Source organism: Bizionia sediminis (assembly GCF_042684585.1).
In the GTDB taxonomy this organism is placed as follows: Bacteria; Bacteroidota; Bacteroidia; order Flavobacteriales; family Flavobacteriaceae; genus Algorimicrobium; species Algorimicrobium sediminis.
In genome coordinates, this window is the sequence record NZ_JBHULS010000006.1 from 87961 (window position 1) to 111941 (window position 23981).

The following is a 23981-nucleotide window of genomic DNA, read 5'->3' on the forward strand; positions in this document are numbered from 1 at the left end:
ATTTTTAATTTGAAGGCACTGTGATTACCAGCTAAACTAAAAAACCAATCTTTTTTTCTCCTGTTTTGAAACTTGAAACTTTGAAAATTATTCCTAGTATCAGCTGTGTCATTTATAAGGATAAGTGCAACTTGGTTATGAAAAGATATTAAAGTCTCGTGCTTGGTTTAATGGCTTATACCGCTAAATACAATTTTATGTGTATTAGTTTAAAACAAGTTGTTGCTTTTAGCTTACAGCCATTCGGTTTTAAGTTTTTTTAATTCAGATTCCAATATATTTAGTTGGTTTTTGGATAGCAATGCACCATTTATTGAAACCTTTTTTTTGGGCGTTACAAGTATATAATCTCCAGCAAATTTTTTAATTTGATAAACTTTATCCAGATTTATTTTTTTTCCAAAAGGACCGTTTAGCGTTAATTCATTGTTGCTAATAGTAACATAACCATATTTTTTCTGATAGAAATACATTGACAAATAAGATATAGCTATTACAGCCCAACCGTAATCTAGCCAATGCATGGTATTATTATAAAATAGTTTGAAGAAAAAATAACCCAACCAAATGGTACCAAAAATTAAATTGAATCGTAACTGCTTTTTTTGGTAATCTAATTTCATGCTATGGCGATTTTTAGAACGTTCATTAAAGGCTAAAATAAACAAATTTAATACGCTTTAAAATAGATGGAACTATAAAAACACCATCCTTGGTTTTGTAATATTTTTAGTTTTTGTTACATGCTAAAAACTTGTTATCCAGTTTACCAGTATCACTATTATTGGATAAAAAAATTGTATTTTTTTAATTAAGACAAGGCATTTGTTACCGTTTGCTTGCCTAATTTGAAATCCAAAAACTTGTGCAGTTTCGGATAATCTATGGCGAGCGAATCTAAATTTAGTGGAATAATATTATTTTTGAGTTTGGATTTAGCCGTTTTTCGAAAAAGGTATTTAAAATCAGCACGATTAGTATGTCCTTTTTGTGTTACTATTAAAACATGATTATTGCCCCTTTTGGTAATTGTTACCTCACTAATATCGCGCCATAAAATGGGCTTTTTAGTTATTTTCTGATGTATAATTCCTGCTTCAGACAGGATCAGTTGTGGGGTTTTATCTATTAAATTATACACGGCAACAAAAATGCCTACAACTCCTAAAAACAAGTTTAAAATTCCTATGGCTATTAGCATATAATTGGTGGCACGAATGCATACTAATCCAAATACAATTATCACGGAGGCTAAAAGTAGTAGCTTAAACATGCTTCGTTTAGATATGTAAAATGTTAATTTACTTTCCAAATGCCCTTTTTTGATGCGGTTTTTTTTTTAATTCTTATCAGAGTTAAGATATTAAAAAAAAAATAATAGAACAAGTAGCATTTTTGTTTAAGCATCTGGATAAACCAAAGGGGTTATAATAATCAATTTATGAAAGATTCAGTTATTTAGGAATTCATGAATTGTAACGGTATTTGTACCCATTTTAAAAACGCTTTTTGGTATTTAGCAATTTGCTGGTTTGTGTAAGGTTTACATGGTAAGCTTGTTATAAAACTTTTTGCGCAACCAAAAGGATAATTTTACCAAAACAATTAATGCGGGAACTTCAACCAGAGGTCCAATAACACCAGTAAAAGCCTGTCCAGAGTGCAAACCAAAAACAGCAATGGCCACTGCAATAGCTAATTCAAAATTGTTTCCTGCAGCTGTAAAAGCTACCGCCGTTGTTTGGTTGTAAGCCGCGCCTGTTGCTTTGGTAATAAAAAAACCAATAACAAACATAAGCGTAAAATAGATAAGAAGCGGGATAGCAATAATTACCACATCTAAAGGTATTTGCACAATTAACTCGCCTTTTAGTGAAAACATGACTACAATGGTAATTAAAAGAGCAAGCAAGGTAATTGGTGAAATAGCAGGCAAAAATTTAGCGATATACCAAGTTAAACCCTTTAATTTTACCAAAATTAGTCTGCTTAAAAAGCCCATTACAAAGGGAATGCCTAAATATATAGCCACACTTTTAGCAATAGTCTCTATTGGAATGGAAACAATGGCGCTTTCAAAACCAAAATAAGGGGGCAGAACCGAAATAAAAATCCAAGCGTAAAAACCGTAAGCAAAAACCTGAAAAATACTATTTAAAGCAACTAAACCTGCGGCATACTCGGTGCTTCCCTCTGCAAGATCGTTCCAAACCAATACCATTGCTATACAACGCGCTAATCCTATTAAAATTAGGCCTACCATGTATTCAGGATATTCTTTTAGAAATGTAATGGCCAAAAAAAACATTAAAAAAGGACCTAAAACCCAATTAAGAAAAAGTGAAATGGACAAAATTTTTGTGTTTTTAAATATTTTAGGTAGCGTTGCATAATTAACCTTGGCTAATGGCGGATACATCATTAAAATTAACCCCACAGCTATGGGAATATTGGTAGTACCACTATTAAAAGCGTTGATATTATTTGGGAAAGTGGGAAAAAAATAGCCAAGGCCAACACCTATTATCATGGCTAAAAAAATCCAAAGTGTAAGATGTTTGTCTAGAAAATGTAACTTTTTTGAAGCCATTTTTTACAAATTAATTTGTGAAAATACATAAAACATGCCGGTGGCAATTTGCAAACTGCGCTCGTGGTATTTTTCCTCCTGTTGCGCTGTCGTATCGTAAATTTTAGGATCTTCAAAAGTTATAATAATGCGTTTTTCAGCGCCGGCTATAAAAGGACAACCGGCATCGGCTTGGGCGCAGGTTACAACGGCTGCGAAGCCAGATACTGGATTAAAATGAGAATTTAATGCCTTGGAAAATCCTATAATCGGGTGTGAATTGCTGCCAAACTTTATGCTGTAAATAGGGTTTTCGGTTTCCGAAATTTTGTGAATTAAGAAACCCGAATTTTGTAGTGTTTTGGCTACTGTTGGATAAAGAGCGGTGGTTTCTGTTCCAGCCGAGTAACAAAATAGGTTTTCAATGTGAAAATAGGTGCCTATGGTTTGTGCCCAAATTTGGGCCAAATGACTTCGGCGGGAGTTGTGTGTACAAATAAAATTTAGCCGTATAGTCTCATTTTCTGAAGCCTTTGTTTGTATAAAATTAATGAGCGGTTGTAAAGCTGTTTTACGTTTATTTGAAATGGTGTTAGGATTTAGGGCGTCTATAAAGGCCTTAATTTCTGGAAATAAGGGTGTTTTTTTAGCAGTCATTTATTATTTATTTTAACAACAGCCGGATCCGGGTGTGCATTTGTTTTCTAATACCATTGGCGGTTTATCCTCTGAAATACCACATTTATCCTTGGCTAAACAATCGGTATAGGTATTTGTTAATAGGAAATATTGCCCATCAAAATCGAGTCCAAAATGTCCAATGGTATCGGATTGATAGGAAACTTCAATATCCAGATTTGGAAGCTTTAACGCTTTTTCCGAAAGGTCAATTATTTGCAAGAGTTTTTCAGAATGTAATCTGTGGTTGTAATCGTTGGCAGCCCAAAGTTGGAAATTTATTAGCGTTTCTTTTCTTTCCGTGCCGCCACAATCTATAAAGTGTTTTGAAATACGACCAATTTCAGTAATGTGTGCATGTTTAGGAACAAATTGCCCGTTTGGTAATTTGAAACTAATGGTTTTTAGGCTCTTTAATATTAATTTTAGTTCGGATAATGTCATAATATTTGTTTATTGCTATAATGCGATTAATTTGCTTAAATTTTTTTAACAACAATCCAGTTGTTCGGTTATATCTTGGTTTAAAAATGCCATCATAACTGTTTTCATTTTTTTCCAATTTTCGGTGTGTATACAGTAGCAAACACGCGTGCCTTCCACACGGCCCTTAATTAACCCTAAATGTTTTAATTCTTTTAAATGTTGCGAAATTGTGGGTTGCGCTAATCCAATTTCGTTTACTAAATCGCCACAAACACACGCATTAATTTTAAATAAATGCTGTAAAATAGCCACTCTTGCAGGGTGTCCAAATGCTTTGGCAAAAAGCGAAATTTCATTTTGTTGGTTGGAAAACATTTCCGTTTTAGCTAATCCCATACTATTTATTATTTGTTTATTGCAATATTACAATATATTTTATATAATTAAAAAATTGATAGTCTTTTTTTTACTACCAAGCTTAATTTATGCATGTTTTAGCTGCATGCGCCTGATTTGTTTTTTTATGCAAATGTTTAATTTGGGGAATGCAAACCAATTTTATTTCCTTCGGAGTCAATAAATAGAGCGTAAAAGCCACTTTCGTCTGCGTGAAGTGATTTGGGAACTAGTATTTTACCACCATTTTCTTCAATTTTATCTAAAATAATTTGAAGATTATTGCCACCATTTAAATAAATGGTTACACCATTGGCGGATGGCATGTAGCCCTCGGCTTTCATAATAACACCCGTAACCATGTGGTTTTCGTATGGAAATATGCCTATTTCCATGTTGGGCATTTTCATTTTTTCAATGTTGAGGTTTAAAATAGCTTCGTAAAAACTTACTGCCCGCGACAAATTGGTTGCTGGAATTTCAAAAATGGAAAGATGACTTTTCATGGTTTGCCTTTTATTAATGTGTGTATTAAAAATTTTAAAAAATATTTCTGCCTAATATGAATTGAATTGTAATAAGTTGGCAAGCCTGTGTTAACGTTCTATAAATTAAAGATACAGGTAATTTCATGTCGTTCTACAAGCTTATGTAACTATTTATTTTGGTGTTATTGTAACGCTATTAGATTCCTTGGATGTAAAAAAATTTAAGCACCAAACTCTATTTTAATTTGGTATTTTGATAGAAGACCAACTACCGTTTCTAAATCAAATTTAGCGCCTTTAATTTGGTTGTTTTCCGGATCGATTGTGAAGTTAACGGAACCTTTGAAATTTGTGTTTTGTAAGTTTGTATTTTCGAATACGGCATGCAGAAAATCGCAGTTTTTAAAAATGGATGCGCTTAAGTTACATCCGCTAAAATCCACTTCATGAAGTTTAGAATTTATAAACTCGGTTTTAGGAAATTGTTTTTTGTAAAAAGATGAGTGGCTTAATTGGCAGTTATTAACTTTTAAAGAAAACCCAAAGTCATTGCAGTTTTCAAAATGTAAACCTAACATTTTGCAATCCTTAAAATAGGCATCTTGAAATGCTGTTTGAACTATTTTGGCCGAGCTAAAGTTACATTCGTAAAATTCGCATGATACAAAGCTGATTTTTGATAGGTCGGCATTTGAAAAATTACAGTTTAAAAAGGTACACAATTCAAATGTGCCTTTTGGAAGTGTATTTTTAGAAAAGTCGTTCTTTTCAAATATTTTTTCTTCAGTAAACGTATGTTCCATATAATTATTATGTCAAAAATCGTATTTCAAATTACGAATTTAGTTATGGGTTTTATGGCCTATTTGGCACATCTAAAGTAGTAAAAAATAAGTTCTGTAAATTATGGGCTACTTTATACTGTACTTTATTGGTGCCAGATGTTATTTTTTTCTGTTCTAAAAATGCTTTTTATTTTTGGCCTTTTGCTTGCTTATTTAACCACTTATGTAAATAGCTGTATTGCCTGTATGATTTAAATTTTTTGGTATTTTTCCAAAATGTTATTGTGGCAATTTTCGTTATTTATAGCCGTAACTTTCAGTGAAATTTTGGTTTAATGATACGCATTTTTTTTGAGTGGCAGAAGACAACTAAATAGGTCTCAAAAAAGTGAGTTAAACCGCTCGTTATGTTTTTAAATAGGTTTGAGGCACGGTAGTTTTATGGGGTTTATGTCCTTTGGCGGTTACATTATGTTGTAATTAATTTCTGTAATTTTTAATTTCAACCAAGTCCATACGCCGTTTTCTTGTTCCCAGCTAGCCTCGCAGGCAACAGGAATTTTTATACCATTTCTTTCTTCAATTTGAGTAGCATTTACCATCCATTTTGTTGGTTCTATTGCATTTGAATCTTTAAAGCGCATGGCTACAAATTTTTTAAAGTTTCCGTTTTCGTCAAAGTGGAACTCTCCCGAACCCTTTGTTCCGTTGTATTCCAAAGTGGCCTTCGCAGAATAGCTGTTTATAGGTTGCCACGTTATATATTTACTTAATGAGGCAGAAGGAAACCAAACTATTTCGGCTAAAAACCGTTGTAGAGAAGCTTGGTTAACTTTATGGCTGTTTTTTGCATCTGCTACAGGTATGAGGGATAGCAGTTTTATGGTCATTTCTCCATTACCGGCCTCGAATTTATCGCGACCAACTATGCTGAAAATTGAATTTATTTTTGTGTTAATGGTCCAATGAAATGCCGGCGGATGTGTTGTAACATATTGTTCAGCTTTACCAGTGTTCCAGTTTTCTTGTTCGGGATTTAATTTAAGCTGTAACGCTTGTTTTAAATGCACATTGGAAACTGGACGTTTGCCTACGGTACCATTGTTTTTTAGCCACTTTTGAACACTTACAGGTAATTCCGAAATGGTTTTTTCAGTAATTACTTGTGCTCCGTTAGTTTGCGTATTTTTTAAAAGGATTGACCTTTCTGCTGCAATTGTATTGTTAAAGCTAAAACTTGCATACGCAATTAATGCAGATACCAGAATTATTAGGTTTAGAATTGTGCCAAATTTTGCGTCGTGCCAAAAATTAATAATTAAAAGCTGTGAGCCAATTACAGCTAAAAACGCAGGTAGCCACCAAATTTTGGACTCACTAATTAATAAGCTTACTGCTGTAGCAAAAACAATAAATAGTATTAGCCATAGCAGTCCTGAAGTTTTGGAAATTGGCTGTGAAATAGCATTAAATTTAGCAAGGTTAAAAGCTTTTAGGAATCCAAATAAATGAATAATTCCGTGTAGTGCAATTAGTATAATTAAAGCTATTCGCATTGCTGAAGTTTACTTAAGGTTAACGATTTTGGTTATGGCTTAAAGCGTTATTTTCGTATCTAATTTAGAAAATAAAAACCGAATAGACACGAACACAGCGAATTGGCGCAAGCAACATTCGCAGGAGTTTTTGTAAGTAGCCTAAGAATAAGCTAATAAGTTATATATACGGCTGTTTTATTCCAAATTTGTAATTATGATTTCAATTTCATAATAATTCTTTTCAGAATCCACAACATCATCAATTCGTGTCCAATATTTTATATCTTCAGATTTCAAAGGTTTTAATTGTTCCCAATTTACCTCTGTATCATTAAGTAAAATAATTCTTTCTGGTGGTGTGCCGCAATGTAGCGTCATGAATTTAGAAATTTCAATAATACCATTTTTTGCATTTTCACCCCAAAATCGTTTTAAATAATCTGAACCTTTTGGTATTATCATAAGGTTATTTGAATGTACTGTCTTAAATTCAAAAGAATTAAAGTCAATTTCAGAGAGTAAACCTACAGGTTTAGCATCTACAAGTATTAATGGGTTTTTTTCAACAAACCCTTTTTTAATTGCGTTTGCGCAATATGTTTTAAAATCTACCGCTGTGCTTTTTACTTGTACTGATTTACAGGAAAATAGAATTAATGTGAACGCTAATAACTTAAAGAACCTAAAATGTGTATGTTTTATTTCGATAAAAATATCAGACATGTTTTTATTATGAAATGTATAATAGGGCATAGGTTGTTTGCCAAGAAGGCTTGCATTTTAATTACAGCTAAAGCATTTGTGCAGGAAAGCTTACGTGCTTTGTTTTATGAATATAGTTAAAAAAAGACGGAACAGAAAATCTGCGAAGATTTTTTTAAGTAGGCGAGTACCGGGTGTTAATGCGACACGTTATATACTTTTGTACTCTTTATTAGGGTGTTAATTAGCGTCTTTATTTATTGCTTTTTATGGTTACAACCATTAACTAGTTTTAAGACACGCGATTATTGTGGCAACTAAAAAACCCTCGGTTTAACTATTTTGATATTATATGTTACAAGTATAGTTGCTGTTATTACAATTAATAGTCCGTTTTTAGTTTTTAAGTCAGTTTTGTTTTGGGTAAATCCAGCCAGTTGGTATGCTGCAAAATTTTGTAATCATGGTAGAGAAAGCCATTTTGAAACTGATTCAATTTGAATATTTAGTTGTAATATTAAGTTTCAAATTTCGATTGCGAAGTAGCGCTATGTTTGGGTTTTGGTTGTTGTTAAATCCTTTTTTTTTATTTCGTTTAAGTGTTAAACTAGAAAAAAACTACCAATTGTAAGGATCGTGCAAATAGCTAATGTTAAAATACTTATTACTAATGATAAATTTTTTTCATTTTTTACTACATATTTTACCCCAATGATAAGAAATACAATTTGTGCAATAAGAAAAGGGATGGTTAAAATTTCTTGGAAAACGCCAATTACAACAGAATCTACGTTATAAAAATTTAGTAGCCAAATTAGGATAAAAAATAAGACAATGGTAAAATTTACAATTGTTAAACGTTTATGTAGTACAACTTTTTTGATACTTTTTAATTTATGTTTTTAGGTTGCTTAATGTTTGCCGATTTATTTGTGATTTTTTAGTAAGCTAATTTAGGAAATACAATCTGAAGCATAAATATGTTAGGAGTTTTTTAAGTAGTTGAAAATTTGAAATTCTTGATGTTAGGTGCCGTTTTTTAGCTGCCAGCAAATGGTGATCCAAAAATTCCAACCGCAAGCTCGGCCCAAATAAGGAATAGGCTAACCAGTAATACCAAAGCAAAAATAATTCGGTTTTTTAATTTTTTTGTTTTTCTTAAAATAAATTCTAGTAATATTCCAGACCCAAATAACAAAACACCCACTACCACAAAATCGAAAAGAGTCCATGTTACGTCGTTGGTAAAGTTCATTGCTATAAGCGGGATAAAAAGTATTGTAATAGCAACAAACAAAATAGTTGCTAGTTTTTTGTTTTGATTAATTATTTCCATTGTAATAGTATTTGTTACACGAAAAAAGTTTCAGATTTTAGATGGACGACAAACGACAATAACGTCCGTTATAAAAAGGTTATTTGCTTTGCAATAGCCTTAATTTATGATAGGACTATTGAACTGTTCCTTTAAATCTTTGTCTATTTTTTATAGATATGGTTTTGGTCCGTAAGTCTTATCCTAAAGTTCTTTAACGGTAATAAGTTTTCTTGTGTTTTATCATCAATAACCTTTAATAATTTAAGAAGGCCCGACCCGCAAACAATTACGGGAAATTTATTTTTTAAAAATATTACTTTACCAACATCTCTATTTTCTATTTCTACGTCACTTTCTAATTCTGCCTCTAATATTCTAACTTTTTGTTTTCCGTTAATATAAGTTGATGCTCCCTTGTAAGGACTTGAGACTGCATTAATGAAATTTAAGATATCATCAGAATGCTTTTCCCAGTTAATCCTATAATCCTCTTCGTCCCTCCATAGGCTGTAAGACGCTTTATTTTCGTCTTGTTTAACAGCGACTAACTCATTTCCTTTCTCGAGAACAGAAAATATGTTTAGCACAACTTCAACATAATTTTCAGCAATTAAATCAATGGCTTTTGAAATTTTGATAGGGTACTTAATTCTTGTGGATGCTTGTGCTATAATATCGCCCTTATCATATTCATCTGAAGCAAATATTGCCGTAACACCAATTTCTTTTTCCTTATTACACAGCATATTTACAAGTGGCGCAAATCCTCTATATTTTGGTAAAAGCGAATCGTGAAGAACAATCAATTTTGATTTATTGTCAGGTATTAACCATCTCCAGGAAATTGCAATTGAATAATTGGACGTTATTTTAAAAGATTCATGTCTTTCTTTGTAATTTATATTGTTTTGATTACAAATTGAAATAATCTCATTGGCAAAATCATTGTCGATATTTTTATCTCTTCCTACTATTATTTCAGAAATAACAGGTGTTAGCTTCTTGTTTATTAAGGCATTTAACACGTTAAAGCCTTTTTGTGTCATTAAATACAGTGTTATTTTCATGTGCTTGGTGTTTTATTAATTGGCTACACGGGTTTTGTACATAATCTGTTGGGTTTGTAAGCGGTTAATTTAACAAATTAAAACCGAATAAAAAGTCCGCGAGGAATTTTGTAAGTAGGCGAGAACCAGCCATTACTTTTAGCTAATGCTGTAGTGCGTTTTATTCTTTTTCTTTAGTTCTATGTTCTGATAATTTTTTAACTATGACATCTGTAATTTCCTCAGCCTGTGCGACAAGGTCTTTAGTTGGATCAAAACTTAAACCTCCTAGTTTTTGAGTTTCATCAAATAACCCTGGATAATTATCAGTATACCAAATAGGAATAATCGAGTTAGTACCGAAACGCTCTTTAAAATTATCTGATTCAAATTTTGTCCAAATCTTTTTCGGGTAGTCTTTGCTTAATAATACTATGACAAAATAAGCTTCTGATTTATAAATTGGTGCAAGATACTCTTCAACATTTTCAGCTAATATTCTTGACTGTTCATTCTTATCATAAAATACTGAAATTTCGCGATCAAGTAAAAGGTCATTTATTTTAGAAGCAAGATTCCTATTTTCACCTGCAAAGGATAAAGCAAAATCATATTTGTTTGAGAATGTAAGGCTAATATAGCCAACTTTTTCAGCAAACTTAGACCACAGAACGTTTCGTAAATAAAACATAAATTTTGGGTCTTCTACAGCTAAAACCCTTGAATTAGGATCAAAATGAATTACATCTTTTAATTCCTCATTATCACGTATTATTGCTTCAAGAAATCCCTTGTCAACAATTTGTGTAATACTAAGCTTATTTTCAGGATACTTTAAATATAAATCATCAATCTGGATAGCCCATTCTTCAGAAATTGATAGCCAATAAAGAAGGTGTAAGTATGGTGCTCTACCTTCTCTCCTCAATCTATTACCAATTGCAAATTTCCTAGCTTTTGGATAAAATATTCTATCAAAGTCATTTAAAACTTTTTCTTTTATGACCTCAATACTTGATTTTAATTCTTTTGAATCTTTACAAGATTCCAAAATTTCTGAAGCTATACAAGTTTCTTTTGATAGTAATTGTGCAATATGAAAACTCCCTTTTGCCAATTGAGCAATATCCTCTTTTGTGTTTATTTGAATATTAAGAGCTTCTTCTCCAAGTTTAATTAAATCAATTATTTTATTTGGCGGATTTTGTTCAAATTTTACAGTATCAATTCGGTTATTCAAATCACCTGCTATTTGGACTAAAGAATCTCCTGCTTTGTTTATTCCAATAAGAATTAATTTATCTTCAATTCTTTCTTCATCTGCTAGAACTTTCATATAATCTGCAATAGAAGATTTTAAATCAAACTCCAATAAATGAAAGTCATCAATAATAACTGTTCCCATACCTTGAAATTCTGGTAAGAGTTTTATTATTTCCAAGTCATCTTTTTTTCGAGCTGTTAAAGAAGTAACATTTTTATTAAGACCTAATTCTTCAATAACTTTTATTACACAAGTTGTCTTACCAATTCCTGATGGACCTTCCACAATTAAGCATCTACCTTTAGTTCTTAAAGAAACTAATATTGTGTTATATTCATCAGGTCTTACGAATGTATAAGTCGGAATTCCTGATGTTTTAAATACATCTTCTAAATATGCTTTCATAGTTTTTTTATGCACCACAACGGTCTGGTGTATAATTTCGTTGCAATCTATTAAGTGTTAAAGTTAGCAAATAAAAACGAGATTTAGGTGTTCGATAATTTTTCGCAATTAGGGAAAAGTTAGCCATGAACTATTTATGGTGTTGGAAACAGTTATTTTAAACGATAGATTGTTTTATTTTTTTCTCCTATTTTTTCAAATAAATCTAATTCAACGCCTTTCTTTAAATCTCTACTTGCAGTTGCTGAGGAAATGTCTTTGAATATATCCATATAGTCTTTTCTCGTAAATTCTGTTTTATTTAATGAAACATAATATTCTAATCTATCTTTTTCATTTAACGTCCGATTATTAAAATCTAATAGCTGACTTATTGAAATATCAATTACGTTAAGCATATATTCAATAAACTTAGTTGACTTTCCAGATTTATCACTTTCAGCCAAAGCTTTATAATAGTTGCCCTGGTCAATAGTGATTAAAGTTTCAAAAGGTAAAAACTCAAATATTGGATGTTTTTCCATTAAAATTAAAGTTTGCCATAATCTTCCCATTCTACCATTTCCATCTAAAAATGGATGTATAAACTCCATTTCGTAATGGAAAACACAACTTTTAATTAATTCTATTTCATCAGACTTTTTCAAATATTCAAAAAGGTCTTTCATTAAGTATGGCACATTTTCATAAGGTGGTGCTAAATGGGTTACTTTAGAGCCTTTTACAATTCCTACACTTTGATTTCGATATTTTCCAGAATTTTCAATTAGACCTTCCATTAAGTTCTGATGTGCTTTTAAAAAGGATTTTTCGTTAGAAGGCTTGTAATCTTCTAAATTTTCATAGATTTTGATTGCATTTAAAACTTCAATCACATCTTTTTTAGGCCCAATAACTCTTTTGTTCTCAAGAAGTGCTGTTATTTGTTCCTCTGTAAGTGTATTTCCCTCTATTTTTAAAGAAGAATGAATCGTTTTGATCCTATTCTGTTTTCGCAATTTTGGCGAAGGCTTGTTTAATAAATTAGCATTTACTTCTCCTATTTTTTCTGAAATAGAAGTTATTAATTTTAAAATAGAAGATGTTATTTCGTAGGGTGGTTTCATCTTTGATACTATCATTTGATAGTATCAAAGATACAATCATTAAAACAGAATTATGGTATGAAACGGAATTTTTTAATTCCACACAATGTGTTTGTATATAGTTTGTTGCGTGGTTTAAGCACTAAATTTAGCAAATAAAAACCGAATAGACACGAGCGAAGGGAACTGGCGCAAGCAAAATCCGCGAGGACTTTCGTATGTAGGCGATAACCAAACAATTAATTTTATAGGTTGTTGGCAACTGGTTTTATTTTTCCGTTTTGATTCTCCTTTTGTTCTCGTAACTAAACGCCTCCAATTCTTTTAATTCAGTTGCTATGTTCTCTTTCCATTCCACGATTTTTTGCACGTTTCGCCCGCTTTCAGTTTCTTTTACCAATTCCAGACGACTTTTAGAAAATTCAGTCATAATGTCGTTGTTGATTTGGTTTATAACGTCAAAGCCTTTTGCGATTTGCCCTTTATTTTCCAATGCTCTTTTTCTAAATTTTCTTGCGTGAATTTCGGCAAGGTCAAATTGCATTTGTTGAAAGTCAATTTGTTTTTGAATGTTAGAAACTTTTGTGGTGTCTATCCACGAAGCATTGCCAAGAAATATATTTTCTATTTTTTGATTCAGATTGCGCTTCATAAAGTCAAATCCACCGATTGCGTGTGAAATCATAAATTGGCTGAAAACGACATCATTATTTTCATTGCTGATTTTGATTTTAAAATCGTCAATTGTTAGTTTTTGTTCAGAACTCCATCTTTTTTGTCCCTCTTGTAAATTCTGTCCAAAGGTTAAGTTTAGTGAACTAATTATTAAAATCAGTCCGATTATTATTCTATTCATACAGTTTTTTTCAACTTGTTGGCAACGTGTTTGTTTATGATTTCGTTGCGGGTTTAAGCTCGAAATTTAGCAAATAAAAACCGAATAGACACGAGCGCAGCGAACTGGCGCAAGCAAAATCCGCAAGGATTTTTGTAAGTAGGGGAGAACTAGCAATAAATTATATACGGTGTTGACATAGTTATTTTTTATTCCAATTCTGTTCAAACTGGTCGATATATTGTAAGTATCTTTTGTCTTTAGTTGCGTACTTTCTGGTTAATTCAGCCCATTCATCAAATTTTTTTTTGTTCTTGAGTTTGAAATAAGCTTGAGCCATATTAACTGACATTTCACTTTTTTCAAAATCATTATCGGATATTTTAATTCCTTTTCGATAAGTTTTTTCTGCATCCGCCACTTTATTTAAACCTAAATACGAATAACCTAATTCTCTGAAAAAGTAATAGTTTTTAGGGTTGTTCTCAATTGCTTTTTCCAAAATTGGAATGGCATTTTCGAATTGTCCCAAATGATTGTAAGCATATACTAATTCAAATTCCAGCCCATTAAAATGAGGCTCAATTTTATAAGCTTTTAACAATGGTTTTAGAGCTTGTTCACAGGCACCAACGTGGTTGTAGTGATAGCCCTCTTGTTTTAAATAATCCACTTGGTCGGAATTTTCTTTGTAAATCGCTAACCATTCAGGTTCGTTAGGTAAATTCAGAGCAGAAATTTGATTATCGGTCAAAACAGAAACTAAACTTGTATTTGGTTCAAGTCGGTATTTCATAAAACCGACTGTTGGGTCTCGTTTTATATTTATTAGCTCTTGGTCTTTAATTTGGAATCTAGTTTCGTAATTCAAAGTGAAACCTGCTTGATTATCCAAATAAATGAATCCGTATGCGTAAGTTGAATCCGTGTCTTTTTTAGGAAATGCAACCCATTTGTCAACTGCATTAAAATACTTTGTATCAAATTTTAATTCAGTCAAATCATTTTGAGAAAATCCAATATTTGAAATCAATATCAACGCTAAAATTGTTACCCTAATAGTTTTCTTCATAATTATGCACAACGTGTTTATATATGATTTAAACACCTAATTTAGTAAATAAAAACTGAATAGACACGAGCGCAGCGAACTAGTGCAAGCAAAATCCGCGCGGATTTTTGTAAGTAAGCCTGTACTAGCAATAAATTATATACGGTTTTGTGATGCGTTTTATTTGTAATATTTTATTTTTCTTTTCCAAACAAATAACTTTTCTCCATTTATTGATTTTACTTGTTTTACCCAATTATTTTGTTTGTCAAATGTATATTCAAAGTCAATAATTATTGGATTATTCTTTTCATTGAAAATTAATTTAATGATGTAATTATTTTCATTATAGAAATATTCTAATGTTCGGTTTTCATCAGGTCTATTTACATAAATTTTACTTTCATTTATAATTCTACCTTTGAAATCGTACTTGAATTCTTTATAGTTTGTTAATGTATCTCTAACTCTAATGTTATAAATATGTGTTAATAGGTTTCCTTCATATTTATACTTGGTTTTTCTCTGTAATTTAGATTTTTTATTATTGAATTCATTTGAATTAAAATGCCAAATTTCTTTCAGGTAATTATTATCATCATAAATTAGTTGTTGAATCAATTTATCATGTCCAATACTATCTCTTACTTGTGAAGACCCTTTATTGTTTTTAACCCAAATATTTGGGTTATGGAATATGATTTGTGTCTTGTTACCTTTTTCGTCGTATTTAAATTTTCTTCCAGTTGTCTCACCAAATTCGTCAAAACTTTTTATTTGTATAGGTTTAACATTTTCATAATAAATGTATTCCGTATATCTGTACTCATCAGGGTTTTCTGTAGAATAAGAAAGTGTTGAACGTAATTTGTTTTCAAAGTCATATTTATATTTTATGACATACTTGTTGTAATTTGATTCAGTTTCCTTTTCTTCTATTAGATTGGAATTTTTATCATATTTATATTCATAAATTGAAACTAAATCTCCGTTTAAGTAATACCATTTTTCTTTTTCTAGCTTACCTTTTTTGTTGTAAGTTTTTAAATTATTCAAGTAATGAGTCCACGGAGTTTCATACCACAAGTAATTAAATCTCTCTGTTGTAGCTTTTGGATTTCCAAAACCATAATGAGCTTCATAATCATAAGCCTGTTTTTTATCAATAAAAGTCAATTTTTCTCTGATTAATTTTACTTTGCCATAAATAGTGTCTTTTTGTTGACTAAATGAAATTGAAAAGAAAAAGAGTAGCGAAAAGGTTATGAGATCTGATTTGTTCATTATTGTTGGTTTTCAACTAGTTTATTTTACATGTATTAACCCAAAAGTATAAATGAGTGAAATAGTGTTATTGTCTAGTGTAACTGTTTGTTGGTTTAGTCAAATGCATTACGTGTTTGTGTAAGGATAGTTGCGTGGTTTAAGCACGTAATTTAGCAAATAAAAACCGAATAGACACGAGCGCAGCGAACTGGTGCACGCAAAATCCGCAAGGATTTTTGTAAGTAGGCGAGAACTAGCAATAAATTATATACGTGGTTAGCTACAGTTAATTTGTCATTTATTTCTTCTTATCATTAATTTTGTAAGCAACATAGAATAATTTTAAAAAATTAGAATAATAAGAAATTTATATTTACATTTAATAAACTTTAAATCAGAATATTATGAAAGCAGTTAATTTAAAAATTTCGTTGTTAGTATTTTCGATTCTTGGATTTACTATTTTATTACAAAGTTGTTCAGAAGATAATTCTACCGAGCAAATTGCAAATCAGACAGACAATTTCAATTTGATTTCTCCAAATGGAAAAATTCTTGCAAACAAAACAGATGACCTTAAAGAAATGATTTTAAGAAATTCTGAAATTCAAGTTCCAAAAGATGAGATTAATTTTGAGAGTATTAATTTCGTTGAAAATGAGAAAGCTACTTTAGCAATTATCAGTTTTATTATTGATAATGAGAATAAATCTATGTTAGTTCCTTTGGAAATTAATGATGGATATTCTTTGTTGATTGATAATGAAAATTTAATTATAAGAAAGAATGATAATTTTGAAAAGCAAAATTTTAATATTGAAGATGCAATTTTTTTAGAAGACGATATCAATAAATCAGAAAATTACGCTTCCAGAACAGCTTACGTATGCAATGGTGGCTGTTGTGGTTGGGCGGATATGGGAAATAACCATTATCATTGTGGTTGTCCTTCTGCAAAATTGATTTTAACAACCGGCGGAAATTGTCAAATACAAGTGATTCCAGATTAATTTAAATAATTAAATTTTAAAATGTGAAAGCAGTAATTTTTTTTACTGCTTTTTTTATTTGTCTTAATAAATTTATATAAGTTAGTTTTTATCTCAATTCTCCTGTTTTTTGAGTCAGTGTATTTTCAATAATTCGATTAGAATCTTCAACCCAATTAATCCGGTCGCTGTGAAAATATTTTAGGTTTTGATTATCGGGATTATTAACCCAAATTTGGTGGATATTTGGATTTTTATTTAAACTTCTTAAATAATCGTTTTTAAAAATCGTCCATTGAGTTTTTTTCCAAAATATGGAGTTTTAGGAGTAGAAGAAAGATAATTAATAACTAATGTTTTAGAGGAATCAATTTCTTCTCCAGATATTCGGGAAAGATATTCTGTCAATTGCTTTAATTGTGTATTATCTAATTTACCTTGATTCTTTCTTCTTACGAGCATTCCAATTATTAGTGAATCAGATTGAATAAAGACATCGAGATTAATATTATAATCTTTTTGTTTGTAGAACTGTTTTTCAGTTATTTCATTTTTATTAATATCTAAATATTTTTTTTCGAATTCCTGTGAAAATGAAAGAAGATGAATTAATAAAAATAAAATTAAAAAAAATTGTTTCATAGTTTTGTTTTAATGTTTGCCAACGTCTCCGTGTATGAGAAGTAGCAGTTAAATAAGCTATTCCTTTTCAGATTACAAACAAAAATAGCAGAAAAGAACAAACATTTGTTTTAGCTCTTAGCTGCTATTTTTTATATACTTTGTTGGCAAACGTTTTTATTCAAATAATCCTTTTTTCTTTAGAGTAAAGAGAATTAGAGTTGATATTACTAAAGTCGAAATATATAATAAAAACACATTTATTGAATCCATAAAATTACTGTAATCAACAATTAGAAAAATGGAAATTATTGAAATAGCAATAAAGATGCTTAGTAATACCAGAGTGCTTAAAGCAAATATTTTTTTCATTTTGATATTTTTTTTAAAGATAATAAATATTTACTAATATTATTTTATTCATCGCAACAATGAACAGCGATACCTACAACAAAAGCACAGCATCCTGGTGACAAAGCGTGACACCCTCCACAATCAACTAATAAGGATATGCTATTGGCACAAGCTTCTGCATTGCATATAATTCCTTTTTGAACATAATTACTTGCGTCATAATCAAATTCTTTAATCAATTCATCATACACGCCAGATTCAATTCTTTTTAAGGCATTTTTTGCTTCTTCATCCAATTCAGTTCTTATCAATTCTAAACCACTATTAATGTACAAGTTTATATTTTCTTGTTGTTCTGTGCTTTTAGAATCAAGTTCAATTAGATTGAAAAGTTCTTTGTTGAAAAATTTGTCAACAGATTTGTTTGTGTAAACAGTTTGTAATCCATTTAGATAAGTTTGAAAGTCATTATCCATTTTTTTACTTAACTCTTCAGTTAAGCTTTCTTCGTTTGATGTTTGTTCTTGTTCTGAACAACCTAATGTAGTTAAGATACATAATAACACTAAAAATTTTGTGATTTTCATAATATTAAAGTTTTATTTAATGCCTACTTTCAGTATTTAAGGTCGCTGTTTCAGCTATTCCGACCGTCAAATGTTTGCCAACGTGTTTGTATAAGATTAGTTGCTTATTTTAAGCACTTAATTTAGCAAATAAAAACTAGATAGGAAATCCGCGAGGATTTTCGTAAGTAGGCGAGAAGCCAGCAATAAATTATATACGGTGTTGCCACCAGTTTTTTTATTCATATTGGACTGTCACTCCTTTTTGTTCAAATTTTCCAATTGTTTCTTTTATTTCCGATTCGTCAAAATCATTTTCTCTTATTAGCAAATGGTTCAGTTTCGGTAAAGTCAATAATGTATCAGGAATTGAAGTCAAATCATTTCCATTTACTGCAAGACTTTCTAAACTCTTAATTCCGCCAATCCATTCAGGAATTGTTTTAATTTCATTATATCCAATTGTCAGTCTTTTAAGTTTCGGAAACTCTAAAATACTTTTAGGAAATACCTTCAGCTTATTAGAATGCACATTTAAATACTCAAGATTTCTCAACTCTAAAAGTCCGTTTGGAAGTTTAGTCAGATTCTGATAATTTATTAAAACCTCTTTTTGGTCAAGATAATTTCCGTTTTCATAACCTGCTTTTAGATTGTTTTTAAAATTTTCATTTTTGAGTTTTTCACAAATTAAATCTCCAATTGAATCTCTGTAACTATAATCAACTTCTCCCAAATCGCTTATTGTTCCAACAACGTAATTAAATTTGTAATTTTTTTCTCCGTAACAATTATATTGCTCAAAGTAAGTCGCTGAAAACTTTTCTCCACTACCAACTACAGGAAATCTATATTTATGCTTAAATGTTTCCTTTTTTGAAGAAGTAAGTAAAATTCCATTTTCGGGAATGAATATTTTATTATTTGTAAAATAATTACTTTCGAGTTTTGGTTGGTTCTCTATTCCGAAAACTATTATAAAACTCTGATTTTTTTCAACAAAAGGTTCATTTTCATTTGTGAAATAAATTTCACTTCCAACGTCCCAATTTAAATGGTACAAAGTGTGGGACAGAACATAGACAAATATTAAAGTCCATTCAATAATTTGTCGGTATTTGACTTTGAATTTTTTAAGTAAAAAACTTGTCAATACTAAAATTGAATAAATTCCAAACAACCAAAGTATAGCTCCAATTCCCCAAAATCCCATAATAAAGAAAATGAAAATTCCGAAAATAAAGACTATTATACTAAATGAATATATTGGATTTCTGATGTTCATTCATCAAATGTTTGCCAACGGTTTTGTGTATGATTAGTGGCGTGTTTAAGCACCTAATTTAGCAAATAAAAACTGAATAGAAAATCCGCGAGGATTTTCGTAAGTAGGCGAGAACTAGCAATAAATTATATACGGTGTTGGCGTGTCGTTTTTTTTATTCAGTTGTCTCGTATTCTTTTAAAGTTTTTCCACTTTTCAATTTCCATTCTCGAAGTCCATTTGCATTTCTACCCATTAAAATAGCAGCAGCAGTTGATGGACTTGAAAACTCATAATCTCTGTCAAATACAAGTCCTTTCTCTGATTTGATTATTGTTTTATTTTCAATTAATCTTTCTCTTATATTTTTAAGTGATTTCTGCATAGATTCAGTCGTGCTTGTTGCTACCTCACTATTTTTAAAAACAATAAATCCTTTTGAGCTTGGAATTCCAAATCCATTTGCTCCTCTTGCAGCATTTATGTAAAAAGTGTTAGATTTTTTAGTCTTATTAGCTTCTGCGTTAACCAATGTTTCAAAAACTCGATGTCCCAAAGTATTGGTAAGAAGTTTTATGTTTTCGATAAATTCCTCCATTTCGGCTATTTCGGATTCCGATATCGAAGATTTTGAAGGAACTGTATTATTTTCTAATTCGTAATGATTAACTCTTTTGGTAATCTCATATAAGCGACTTTCTAAATATTTAATATGTGCTTTATTCAGATTTTCGTCTTTGCTTATGAATAATATAACTTCAGTCCAGAATTCTTTTTGGGAAACGTGTTGTTTTAGTCTGTCAATTATAGTTTCAGCCTCTCCAATGTAAACCAATCCTTTTCCATCTTCATTTTCTCCAAAGAGTAAATATATTCCAGGATTCTGTAAATCTTCTCTTGAATATGATTCCTTAATCAGAATTCTCGGAATTTTATAGGCTTTTCCTGTCCAATTGGAAAGCTCACAAGTCATTCTTCCATTAGGTTCTCCATCTATTAAAAACAACTTAATTGTCTTTCCAAATTTTCTCATTTAGTTAGGTTTTTTAAATGCACGCCAACGGTCTCGGCTATGAGTAGTTGCGTGGGTTAGCACTTAACTTTGCAAGTACACACCAAACTGAAAATCCGCGAGGATTTGCAGAAGTAGGCGAGAACAAGCAATTACTTATAGCCATTGTTGGCAACAGTTTTTTTTAATTCATATTCAAGGTTGTTAATTATTATTTCTTTTTCATTTAGCTTTAGTTTTGTATTTATTACTTTTCCATTTTCAATAAGAAAAATTTTAGGGTATAAATTGAAATCCAGAATTTTCTCAATTTCTTTTTGGTCGACAGCATATAATTTATTGAAACTGTAGTTTAAAGATTCAATTTTTTTTGAAATATCTTCTAAATTTTTATCCCTTTCTGTAGGCACATTAATTGCATAAAAAGAAATATTGTCATAATTCTGATATTTTTTTGTTAGCTCATTGAACTTTGGAAATTTTTTAAAACAAGCTCCACAGCTTGTATTCCAAAAATCTATTACAATTATTTTTTTTTCGTCTAATTGAGTTAAATTACCATATTTATCAGTAAAACTTATTTGATTGATTTTAACACCAATACTTTTAGGATGATAAGTTCCTAAAACAAATTCAAAATAATTAGGAAAAATAAAGAAACTATTAAAAATGATAATGATTAAGATAAGTGGTAGTAATAACTTTTTATTGAATGATTTTTTTGTTAGATAAAATACTAAAGGTATAAATATTAAGTAAAGCATTCCTTTTGAAAAATTATTCTCAAATAACATTCCAATTAATACGAGTATTAAGAATAAAATAATACTATAAAGTAAAACCTTAATCTTTTTATTTTTAAAATAGATAAAAGTCAGTATCATAATAGAGATTTGCATATAGAAAATCAACCAAGTATGGGAATCACTAACAAAACCTAAAAGAATGAGGTATATTACTAATACTAATGAATAGTGAAATATTTTATTTATTACTACCACTTATGTTTAATTTATCATGTCCGTGTCCACTACAAATTTCATCACAACTTCCAAAACCAAGAAAACCACACCCAAAATCTGTTTCATCACAGGTTTCTTTTTCACAGTCTCCTCCATCACCACACCAGCCCCAATTACAATTGCAATCTACGTCATGTGCGACAGCAACCTTTGAAGATGAGCCATAAAAGTCATTATTAACCTGTTTCTCATTTTGTAAAGTACCAAAAGCATAAACCATTTTAGATTTACTCCAACCAGCTGCTTCTACTAAAGGTAGCAATTTAGCTTCAACTGCATAATATTCTTTATCACTCATTTCTTTGTCAAATTTTCTATTTGCTAAAACGTTCTCAACAAATTCGAAAAGCTTAATTTCTTCATCAGATTTATATTTGTTTTTCAAATATGAAATTTTGTCTAACCAAACAGAAGTTTTTCTTTCAGGGCTTAAAACTCTGAAGGCTGCTCTCTGCTTTTCTGCTGGCAATTGTATTATATCAGCTCTATCCATTTTACTTATCGACTCGATGTTTTGACGAGCCCAATTATCTACTGATTCATTACAGCTATAACATTCTTCTTCAGTTTGGCAAGAAGAAATTAGGGCAATAATCATTAAACATAGTCCTGTTTTAAAAAAATTTTTCATGATGTAAAGTTATTATATTATAGATGAAAATACAGTTTTTGGTCTTGATTTTCAAATCACAGATTTTCTGCTTTTGGACCTGTTGGCTTAAAATAAACAAAACAATTAATAATCTACTTATCTATATTAATCCGTAAGTCGGATGGTCTTTAAATTATTAATTTTTTTTCAAATTGTTGCCAACGGTTCTGGTATATGAAAAGTAGCAGATTTATATTCGCTGTTTTTCGGTTTAAAAACAAAGATAGCAGAAAAGAACCAAACCTTTAAGTTTAGCTCTTAACTGCTATTTTTTATATACAGTGTTATGCCACGTTTTAATTATTCAGAGCTTCTTTAATTTTTCCTTTGTAGAGATAGAATAATAGACCATAAAAAATAATTAACTGACCTATACCTGCAATCATTAAAACTTTTGCAGTTCCCTCTGACGACTTCCCGCTAACAAAAAAGTACGTACCTAGAATGAGAAAAAGAGTTCCAAAAATACCAAAACTCCAAAACTTAATTTTCGCAAATTTTTTCATAATATGTGTTTTTTAATTAACAAAAGGTATTTGGTCCAGCTCCAATACAAGAAGCTGCGAAACCAGCCATAACTTCCGGTCCAGCTACAACCAAAGCACCAACACATAACCAACTTTGACCACATGCCTCTACCGTACAATCCATACACGCACTCCAACCAGAAGCGTGTCTACAACAATCTTCTTCGGCAACTTTGGCAGATGAATTTATATTGTGTTTTTCCATATGTAATGAGTAAACTTTGTTGTTAAAAGCATTAATCTTTTCATTTTTTTTCTATGGAAATATTACCAAGTCTGTCCTTATCATCTTTTTGTAAAGAATAAAACATCTTGTTATCAAGTGTTTTTAAATTAAATTGCATTTTATTGCCTACTGCATAATATTCTGCTTTATTTACTTGATATAAGTTGTCATATTTATAAATGATGATTTTATTTTCTGAATTTTTAATCGAAATAGAATACATTATTACATCAGAGTTGTCAAAATAAAATTTCTTTACTTCTTTATTGTTGAGAGTAGATAAATCAACACCATTCTCTTTTGCCACATTGATTATTTCAGTTTTCTCTACATTATTTCCAAGTTTTTCGATTAAGTAGAAGTGATTATCGTAAAAATTAGGGCTTATGCTTGTTTTTGAAGATAAGTTCTCATAAATCACTTCGTTCATAGAAGTGGCGTTAGTGTTTAAATCATCATTATTATCAGAACAGCTATAAATTACAACTGAAAGTAATAATATTGATAATACCGAAATGCTTAAATATTTTTTCATTTTTAAGATTATTTAAATGTTATTAAAATTTGTTTACTCTTATGATTTTCAAACAATGCTCATAACATACTCGTATTTAATATTTTTTGATGTCGTTACAAAATCATTTCGACTTTGGATGGTCAGTCCGTTTTTGACCGCTATATTAGTGTATTATCCTGAAATAGGTTGACTATTTTTTTGTTAATTTTTGTGTTCAAACTTTTTTTTTAGCCGTTTGGAAGGCAAAAAAATAGTTTGAACTAGGTCGTTTTTTAAATTGTTAATTCAAGTAAATTTACTTTATTTTTTCGATACGATTTATATTTAATGTTAGGATTGTTATGGACCTCAAAAGGTTTTCTTAAATCAAGGCTAAAAT

The 23981-nt window shown here is 30.3% G+C and carries 27 protein-coding genes; 1 reads left to right on the forward strand and 26 read right to left on the reverse strand.

Annotated elements, in window-relative coordinates:
- Positions 1–233 precede the first annotated feature (233 nt).
- The 17 genes from ACFSQP_RS11870 to ACFSQP_RS11950 form a co-directional block, all read right to left on the reverse strand.
- Positions 234–623 carry a hypothetical protein gene (locus ACFSQP_RS11870; protein ID WP_376894782.1) on the reverse strand — a complete coding sequence of 130 codons (390 nt, stop codon included), beginning with the start codon at positions 621–623 and terminating at the stop codon, positions 234–236.
- 188 nt (positions 624–811) lie between these two features.
- Entirely contained in the window at positions 812–1273 is a 462-nt protein-coding gene (locus tag ACFSQP_RS11875) for an STM3941 family protein (RefSeq protein WP_376894784.1), read from the reverse strand.
- Positions 1274–1543: 270 nt separating this feature from the next.
- Positions 1544–2590 (reverse strand): ACR3 family arsenite efflux transporter, encoded by a 1047-nt coding sequence (gene arsB, locus ACFSQP_RS11880; protein WP_376894786.1) that lies wholly within the window; start codon positions 2588–2590, stop codon positions 1544–1546.
- 3 nt (positions 2591–2593) lie between these two features.
- Positions 2594–3226, reverse strand: a complete 633-nt coding sequence (locus tag ACFSQP_RS11885) for a protein-tyrosine-phosphatase (RefSeq protein ID WP_376894788.1) — start codon at positions 3224–3226, stop codon at positions 2594–2596.
- Positions 3227–3238: 12 nt separating this feature from the next.
- Positions 3239–3691, reverse strand: a complete 453-nt coding sequence (locus ACFSQP_RS11890; RefSeq protein WP_376894790.1) for a DUF6428 family protein — start codon at positions 3689–3691, stop codon at positions 3239–3241.
- Between the two features lie 45 nt (positions 3692–3736).
- Positions 3737–4069 (reverse strand): ArsR/SmtB family transcription factor, encoded by a 333-nt coding sequence (locus ACFSQP_RS11895; protein WP_376894792.1) that lies wholly within the window; start codon positions 4067–4069, stop codon positions 3737–3739.
- Between the two features lie 137 nt (positions 4070–4206).
- A complete protein-coding gene (locus tag ACFSQP_RS11900; RefSeq protein ID WP_376894794.1) occupies positions 4207–4575 on the reverse strand; it encodes a VOC family protein in 369 nt (122 codons plus the stop codon).
- Between the two features lie 203 nt (positions 4576–4778).
- Complete coding sequence (locus ACFSQP_RS11905) at positions 4779–5360, reverse strand: pentapeptide repeat-containing protein (protein WP_376894795.1); 582 nt, start codon at positions 5358–5360, stop codon at positions 4779–4781.
- Positions 5361–5806: 446 nt separating this feature from the next.
- Positions 5807–6898, reverse strand: a complete 1092-nt coding sequence (locus ACFSQP_RS11910; RefSeq protein ID WP_376894797.1) for a DUF6920 family protein — start codon at positions 6896–6898, stop codon at positions 5807–5809.
- A 177-nt stretch (positions 6899–7075) separates the two neighbouring features.
- Entirely contained in the window at positions 7076–7603 is a 528-nt protein-coding gene (locus ACFSQP_RS11915) for a hypothetical protein (RefSeq protein WP_376894799.1), read from the reverse strand.
- A 1018-nt stretch (positions 7604–8621) separates the two neighbouring features.
- Entirely contained in the window at positions 8622–8918 is a 297-nt protein-coding gene (locus tag ACFSQP_RS11920) for a hypothetical protein (protein ID WP_376894801.1), read from the reverse strand.
- 143 nt (positions 8919–9061) lie between these two features.
- On the reverse strand, positions 9062–9967 hold the full coding sequence (locus ACFSQP_RS11925; RefSeq protein ID WP_376894803.1) for a methionyl-tRNA formyltransferase: 906 nt from the start codon (positions 9965–9967) through the stop codon (positions 9062–9064).
- A gap of 160 nt (positions 9968–10127) precedes the next feature.
- Complete coding sequence (locus ACFSQP_RS11930) at positions 10128–11615, reverse strand: TIR domain-containing protein (protein WP_376894805.1); 1488 nt, start codon at positions 11613–11615, stop codon at positions 10128–10130.
- 152 nt (positions 11616–11767) lie between these two features.
- The gene (locus ACFSQP_RS11935; RefSeq protein WP_376894807.1) at positions 11768–12721 is read right to left on the reverse strand and encodes a Fic family protein; all 954 of its coding nucleotides are present in this window, start codon (positions 12719–12721) and stop codon (positions 11768–11770) included.
- A 247-nt stretch (positions 12722–12968) separates the two neighbouring features.
- Positions 12969–13556, reverse strand: coding sequence for a hypothetical protein (locus ACFSQP_RS11940; protein ID WP_376894808.1), 588 nt, complete (start codon positions 13554–13556; stop codon positions 12969–12971).
- A 181-nt stretch (positions 13557–13737) separates the two neighbouring features.
- Positions 13738–14607 (reverse strand): tetratricopeptide repeat protein, encoded by an 870-nt coding sequence (locus tag ACFSQP_RS11945; RefSeq protein ID WP_376894809.1) that lies wholly within the window; start codon positions 14605–14607, stop codon positions 13738–13740.
- Between the two features lie 159 nt (positions 14608–14766).
- On the reverse strand, positions 14767–15870 hold the full coding sequence (locus ACFSQP_RS11950; protein ID WP_376894811.1) for a hypothetical protein: 1104 nt from the start codon (positions 15868–15870) through the stop codon (positions 14767–14769).
- Between the two features lie 386 nt (positions 15871–16256).
- Between ACFSQP_RS11950 and ACFSQP_RS11955 the strand changes: the two genes are divergently transcribed.
- On the forward strand, positions 16257–16862 hold the full coding sequence (locus ACFSQP_RS11955; RefSeq protein ID WP_376894813.1) for a hypothetical protein: 606 nt from the start codon (positions 16257–16259) through the stop codon (positions 16860–16862).
- A 246-nt stretch (positions 16863–17108) separates the two neighbouring features.
- Here ACFSQP_RS11955 and ACFSQP_RS11960 read toward each other — a convergent pair whose 3' ends face one another.
- The 9 genes from ACFSQP_RS11960 to ACFSQP_RS12000 form a co-directional block, all read right to left on the reverse strand.
- On the reverse strand, positions 17109–17483 hold the full coding sequence (locus ACFSQP_RS11960; protein ID WP_376894815.1) for a hypothetical protein: 375 nt from the start codon (positions 17481–17483) through the stop codon (positions 17109–17111).
- Positions 17484–17878: 395 nt separating this feature from the next.
- On the reverse strand, positions 17879–18403 hold the full coding sequence (locus ACFSQP_RS11965) for a hypothetical protein (protein ID WP_376894817.1): 525 nt from the start codon (positions 18401–18403) through the stop codon (positions 17879–17881).
- 217 nt (positions 18404–18620) lie between these two features.
- Positions 18621–19667, reverse strand: coding sequence for a leucine-rich repeat domain-containing protein (locus tag ACFSQP_RS11970; RefSeq protein ID WP_376894819.1), 1047 nt, complete (start codon positions 19665–19667; stop codon positions 18621–18623).
- Positions 19668–19821: 154 nt separating this feature from the next.
- Entirely contained in the window at positions 19822–20679 is an 858-nt protein-coding gene (locus ACFSQP_RS11975; protein WP_376894821.1) for a GIY-YIG nuclease family protein, read from the reverse strand.
- Between the two features lie 131 nt (positions 20680–20810).
- Positions 20811–21542 (reverse strand): TlpA family protein disulfide reductase, encoded by a 732-nt coding sequence (locus tag ACFSQP_RS11980; RefSeq protein WP_376894823.1) that lies wholly within the window; start codon positions 21540–21542, stop codon positions 20811–20813.
- Positions 21543–21642: 100 nt separating this feature from the next.
- On the reverse strand, positions 21643–22311 hold the full coding sequence (locus ACFSQP_RS11985; protein WP_376894825.1) for a bacteriocin fulvocin C-related protein: 669 nt from the start codon (positions 22309–22311) through the stop codon (positions 21643–21645).
- A gap of 317 nt (positions 22312–22628) precedes the next feature.
- A complete protein-coding gene (locus ACFSQP_RS11990) occupies positions 22629–22838 on the reverse strand; it encodes a hypothetical protein (protein WP_376894826.1) in 210 nt (69 codons plus the stop codon).
- Positions 22839–22854: 16 nt separating this feature from the next.
- Positions 22855–23064, reverse strand: coding sequence for a hypothetical protein (locus ACFSQP_RS11995; RefSeq protein WP_376894828.1), 210 nt, complete (start codon positions 23062–23064; stop codon positions 22855–22857).
- Between the two features lie 40 nt (positions 23065–23104).
- Positions 23105–23620 (reverse strand): hypothetical protein, encoded by a 516-nt coding sequence (locus ACFSQP_RS12000; RefSeq protein ID WP_376894830.1) that lies wholly within the window; start codon positions 23618–23620, stop codon positions 23105–23107.
- Positions 23621–23981 lie beyond the last annotated feature (361 nt).

What these genes read in the sequence shown, in the direction of transcription:
- ACFSQP_RS11910 (WP_376894797.1), bottom strand. Translation starts at nt 6,898, where the DNA reads ATGCGAATAGCTTTAATTATACTAATTGCACTACACGGAATTATTCAT.
- ACFSQP_RS11895 (WP_376894792.1), bottom strand. Translation starts at nt 4,069, where the DNA reads ATGGGATTAGCTAAAACGGAAATGTTTTCCAACCAACAAAATGAAATT.
- ACFSQP_RS11890 (WP_376894790.1), bottom strand. Translation starts at nt 3,691, where the DNA reads ATGACATTATCCGAACTAAAATTAATATTAAAGAGCCTAAAAACCATT.
- ACFSQP_RS11980 (WP_376894823.1), bottom strand. Translation starts at nt 21,542, where the DNA reads ATGATACTGACTTTTATCTATTTTAAAAATAAAAAGATTAAGGTTTTA.
- ACFSQP_RS11955 (WP_376894813.1), top strand. Translation starts at nt 16,257, where the DNA reads ATGAAAGCAGTTAATTTAAAAATTTCGTTGTTAGTATTTTCGATTCTT.
- ACFSQP_RS11905 (WP_376894795.1), bottom strand. Translation starts at nt 5,360, where the DNA reads ATGGAACATACGTTTACTGAAGAAAAAATATTTGAAAAGAACGACTTT.
- ACFSQP_RS11960 (WP_376894815.1), bottom strand. Translation starts at nt 17,483, where the DNA reads ATGAAACAATTTTTTTTAATTTTATTTTTATTAATTCATCTTCTTTCA.
- ACFSQP_RS11970 (WP_376894819.1), bottom strand. Translation starts at nt 19,667, where the DNA reads ATGAACATCAGAAATCCAATATATTCATTTAGTATAATAGTCTTTATT.
- ACFSQP_RS11885 (WP_376894788.1), bottom strand. Translation starts at nt 3,226, where the DNA reads ATGACTGCTAAAAAAACACCCTTATTTCCAGAAATTAAGGCCTTTATA.
- ACFSQP_RS11915 (WP_376894799.1), bottom strand. Translation starts at nt 7,603, where the DNA reads ATGTCTGATATTTTTATCGAAATAAAACATACACATTTTAGGTTCTTT.
- ACFSQP_RS11995 (WP_376894828.1), bottom strand. Translation starts at nt 23,064, where the DNA reads ATGGAAAAACACAATATAAATTCATCTGCCAAAGTTGCCGAAGAAGAT.
- ACFSQP_RS11965 (WP_376894817.1), bottom strand. Translation starts at nt 18,403, where the DNA reads ATGAAAATCACAAAATTTTTAGTGTTATTATGTATCTTAACTACATTA.
- ACFSQP_RS11935 (WP_376894807.1), bottom strand. Translation starts at nt 12,721, where the DNA reads ATGAAACCACCCTACGAAATAACATCTTCTATTTTAAAATTAATAACT.
- ACFSQP_RS11985 (WP_376894825.1), bottom strand. Translation starts at nt 22,311, where the DNA reads ATGAAAAATTTTTTTAAAACAGGACTATGTTTAATGATTATTGCCCTA.
- ACFSQP_RS11950 (WP_376894811.1), bottom strand. Translation starts at nt 15,870, where the DNA reads ATGAACAAATCAGATCTCATAACCTTTTCGCTACTCTTTTTCTTTTCA.
- ACFSQP_RS11920 (WP_376894801.1), bottom strand. Translation starts at nt 8,918, where the DNA reads ATGGAAATAATTAATCAAAACAAAAAACTAGCAACTATTTTGTTTGTT.
- ACFSQP_RS11945 (WP_376894809.1), bottom strand. Translation starts at nt 14,607, where the DNA reads ATGAAGAAAACTATTAGGGTAACAATTTTAGCGTTGATATTGATTTCA.
- ACFSQP_RS11925 (WP_376894803.1), bottom strand. Translation starts at nt 9,967, where the DNA reads ATGAAAATAACACTGTATTTAATGACACAAAAAGGCTTTAACGTGTTA.
- ACFSQP_RS11875 (WP_376894784.1), bottom strand. Translation starts at nt 1,273, where the DNA reads ATGTTTAAGCTACTACTTTTAGCCTCCGTGATAATTGTATTTGGATTA.
- ACFSQP_RS11870 (WP_376894782.1), bottom strand. Translation starts at nt 623, where the DNA reads ATGAAATTAGATTACCAAAAAAAGCAGTTACGATTCAATTTAATTTTT.
- ACFSQP_RS11975 (WP_376894821.1), bottom strand. Translation starts at nt 20,679, where the DNA reads ATGAGAAAATTTGGAAAGACAATTAAGTTGTTTTTAATAGATGGAGAA.
- ACFSQP_RS11990 (WP_376894826.1), bottom strand. Translation starts at nt 22,838, where the DNA reads ATGAAAAAATTTGCGAAAATTAAGTTTTGGAGTTTTGGTATTTTTGGA.
- arsB (WP_376894786.1), bottom strand. Translation starts at nt 2,590, where the DNA reads ATGGCTTCAAAAAAGTTACATTTTCTAGACAAACATCTTACACTTTGG.
- ACFSQP_RS12000 (WP_376894830.1), bottom strand. Translation starts at nt 23,620, where the DNA reads ATGAAAAAATATTTAAGCATTTCGGTATTATCAATATTATTACTTTCA.
- ACFSQP_RS11900 (WP_376894794.1), bottom strand. Translation starts at nt 4,575, where the DNA reads ATGAAAAGTCATCTTTCCATTTTTGAAATTCCAGCAACCAATTTGTCG.
- ACFSQP_RS11940 (WP_376894808.1), bottom strand. Translation starts at nt 13,556, where the DNA reads ATGAATAGAATAATAATCGGACTGATTTTAATAATTAGTTCACTAAAC.
- ACFSQP_RS11930 (WP_376894805.1), bottom strand. Translation starts at nt 11,615, where the DNA reads ATGAAAGCATATTTAGAAGATGTATTTAAAACATCAGGAATTCCGACT.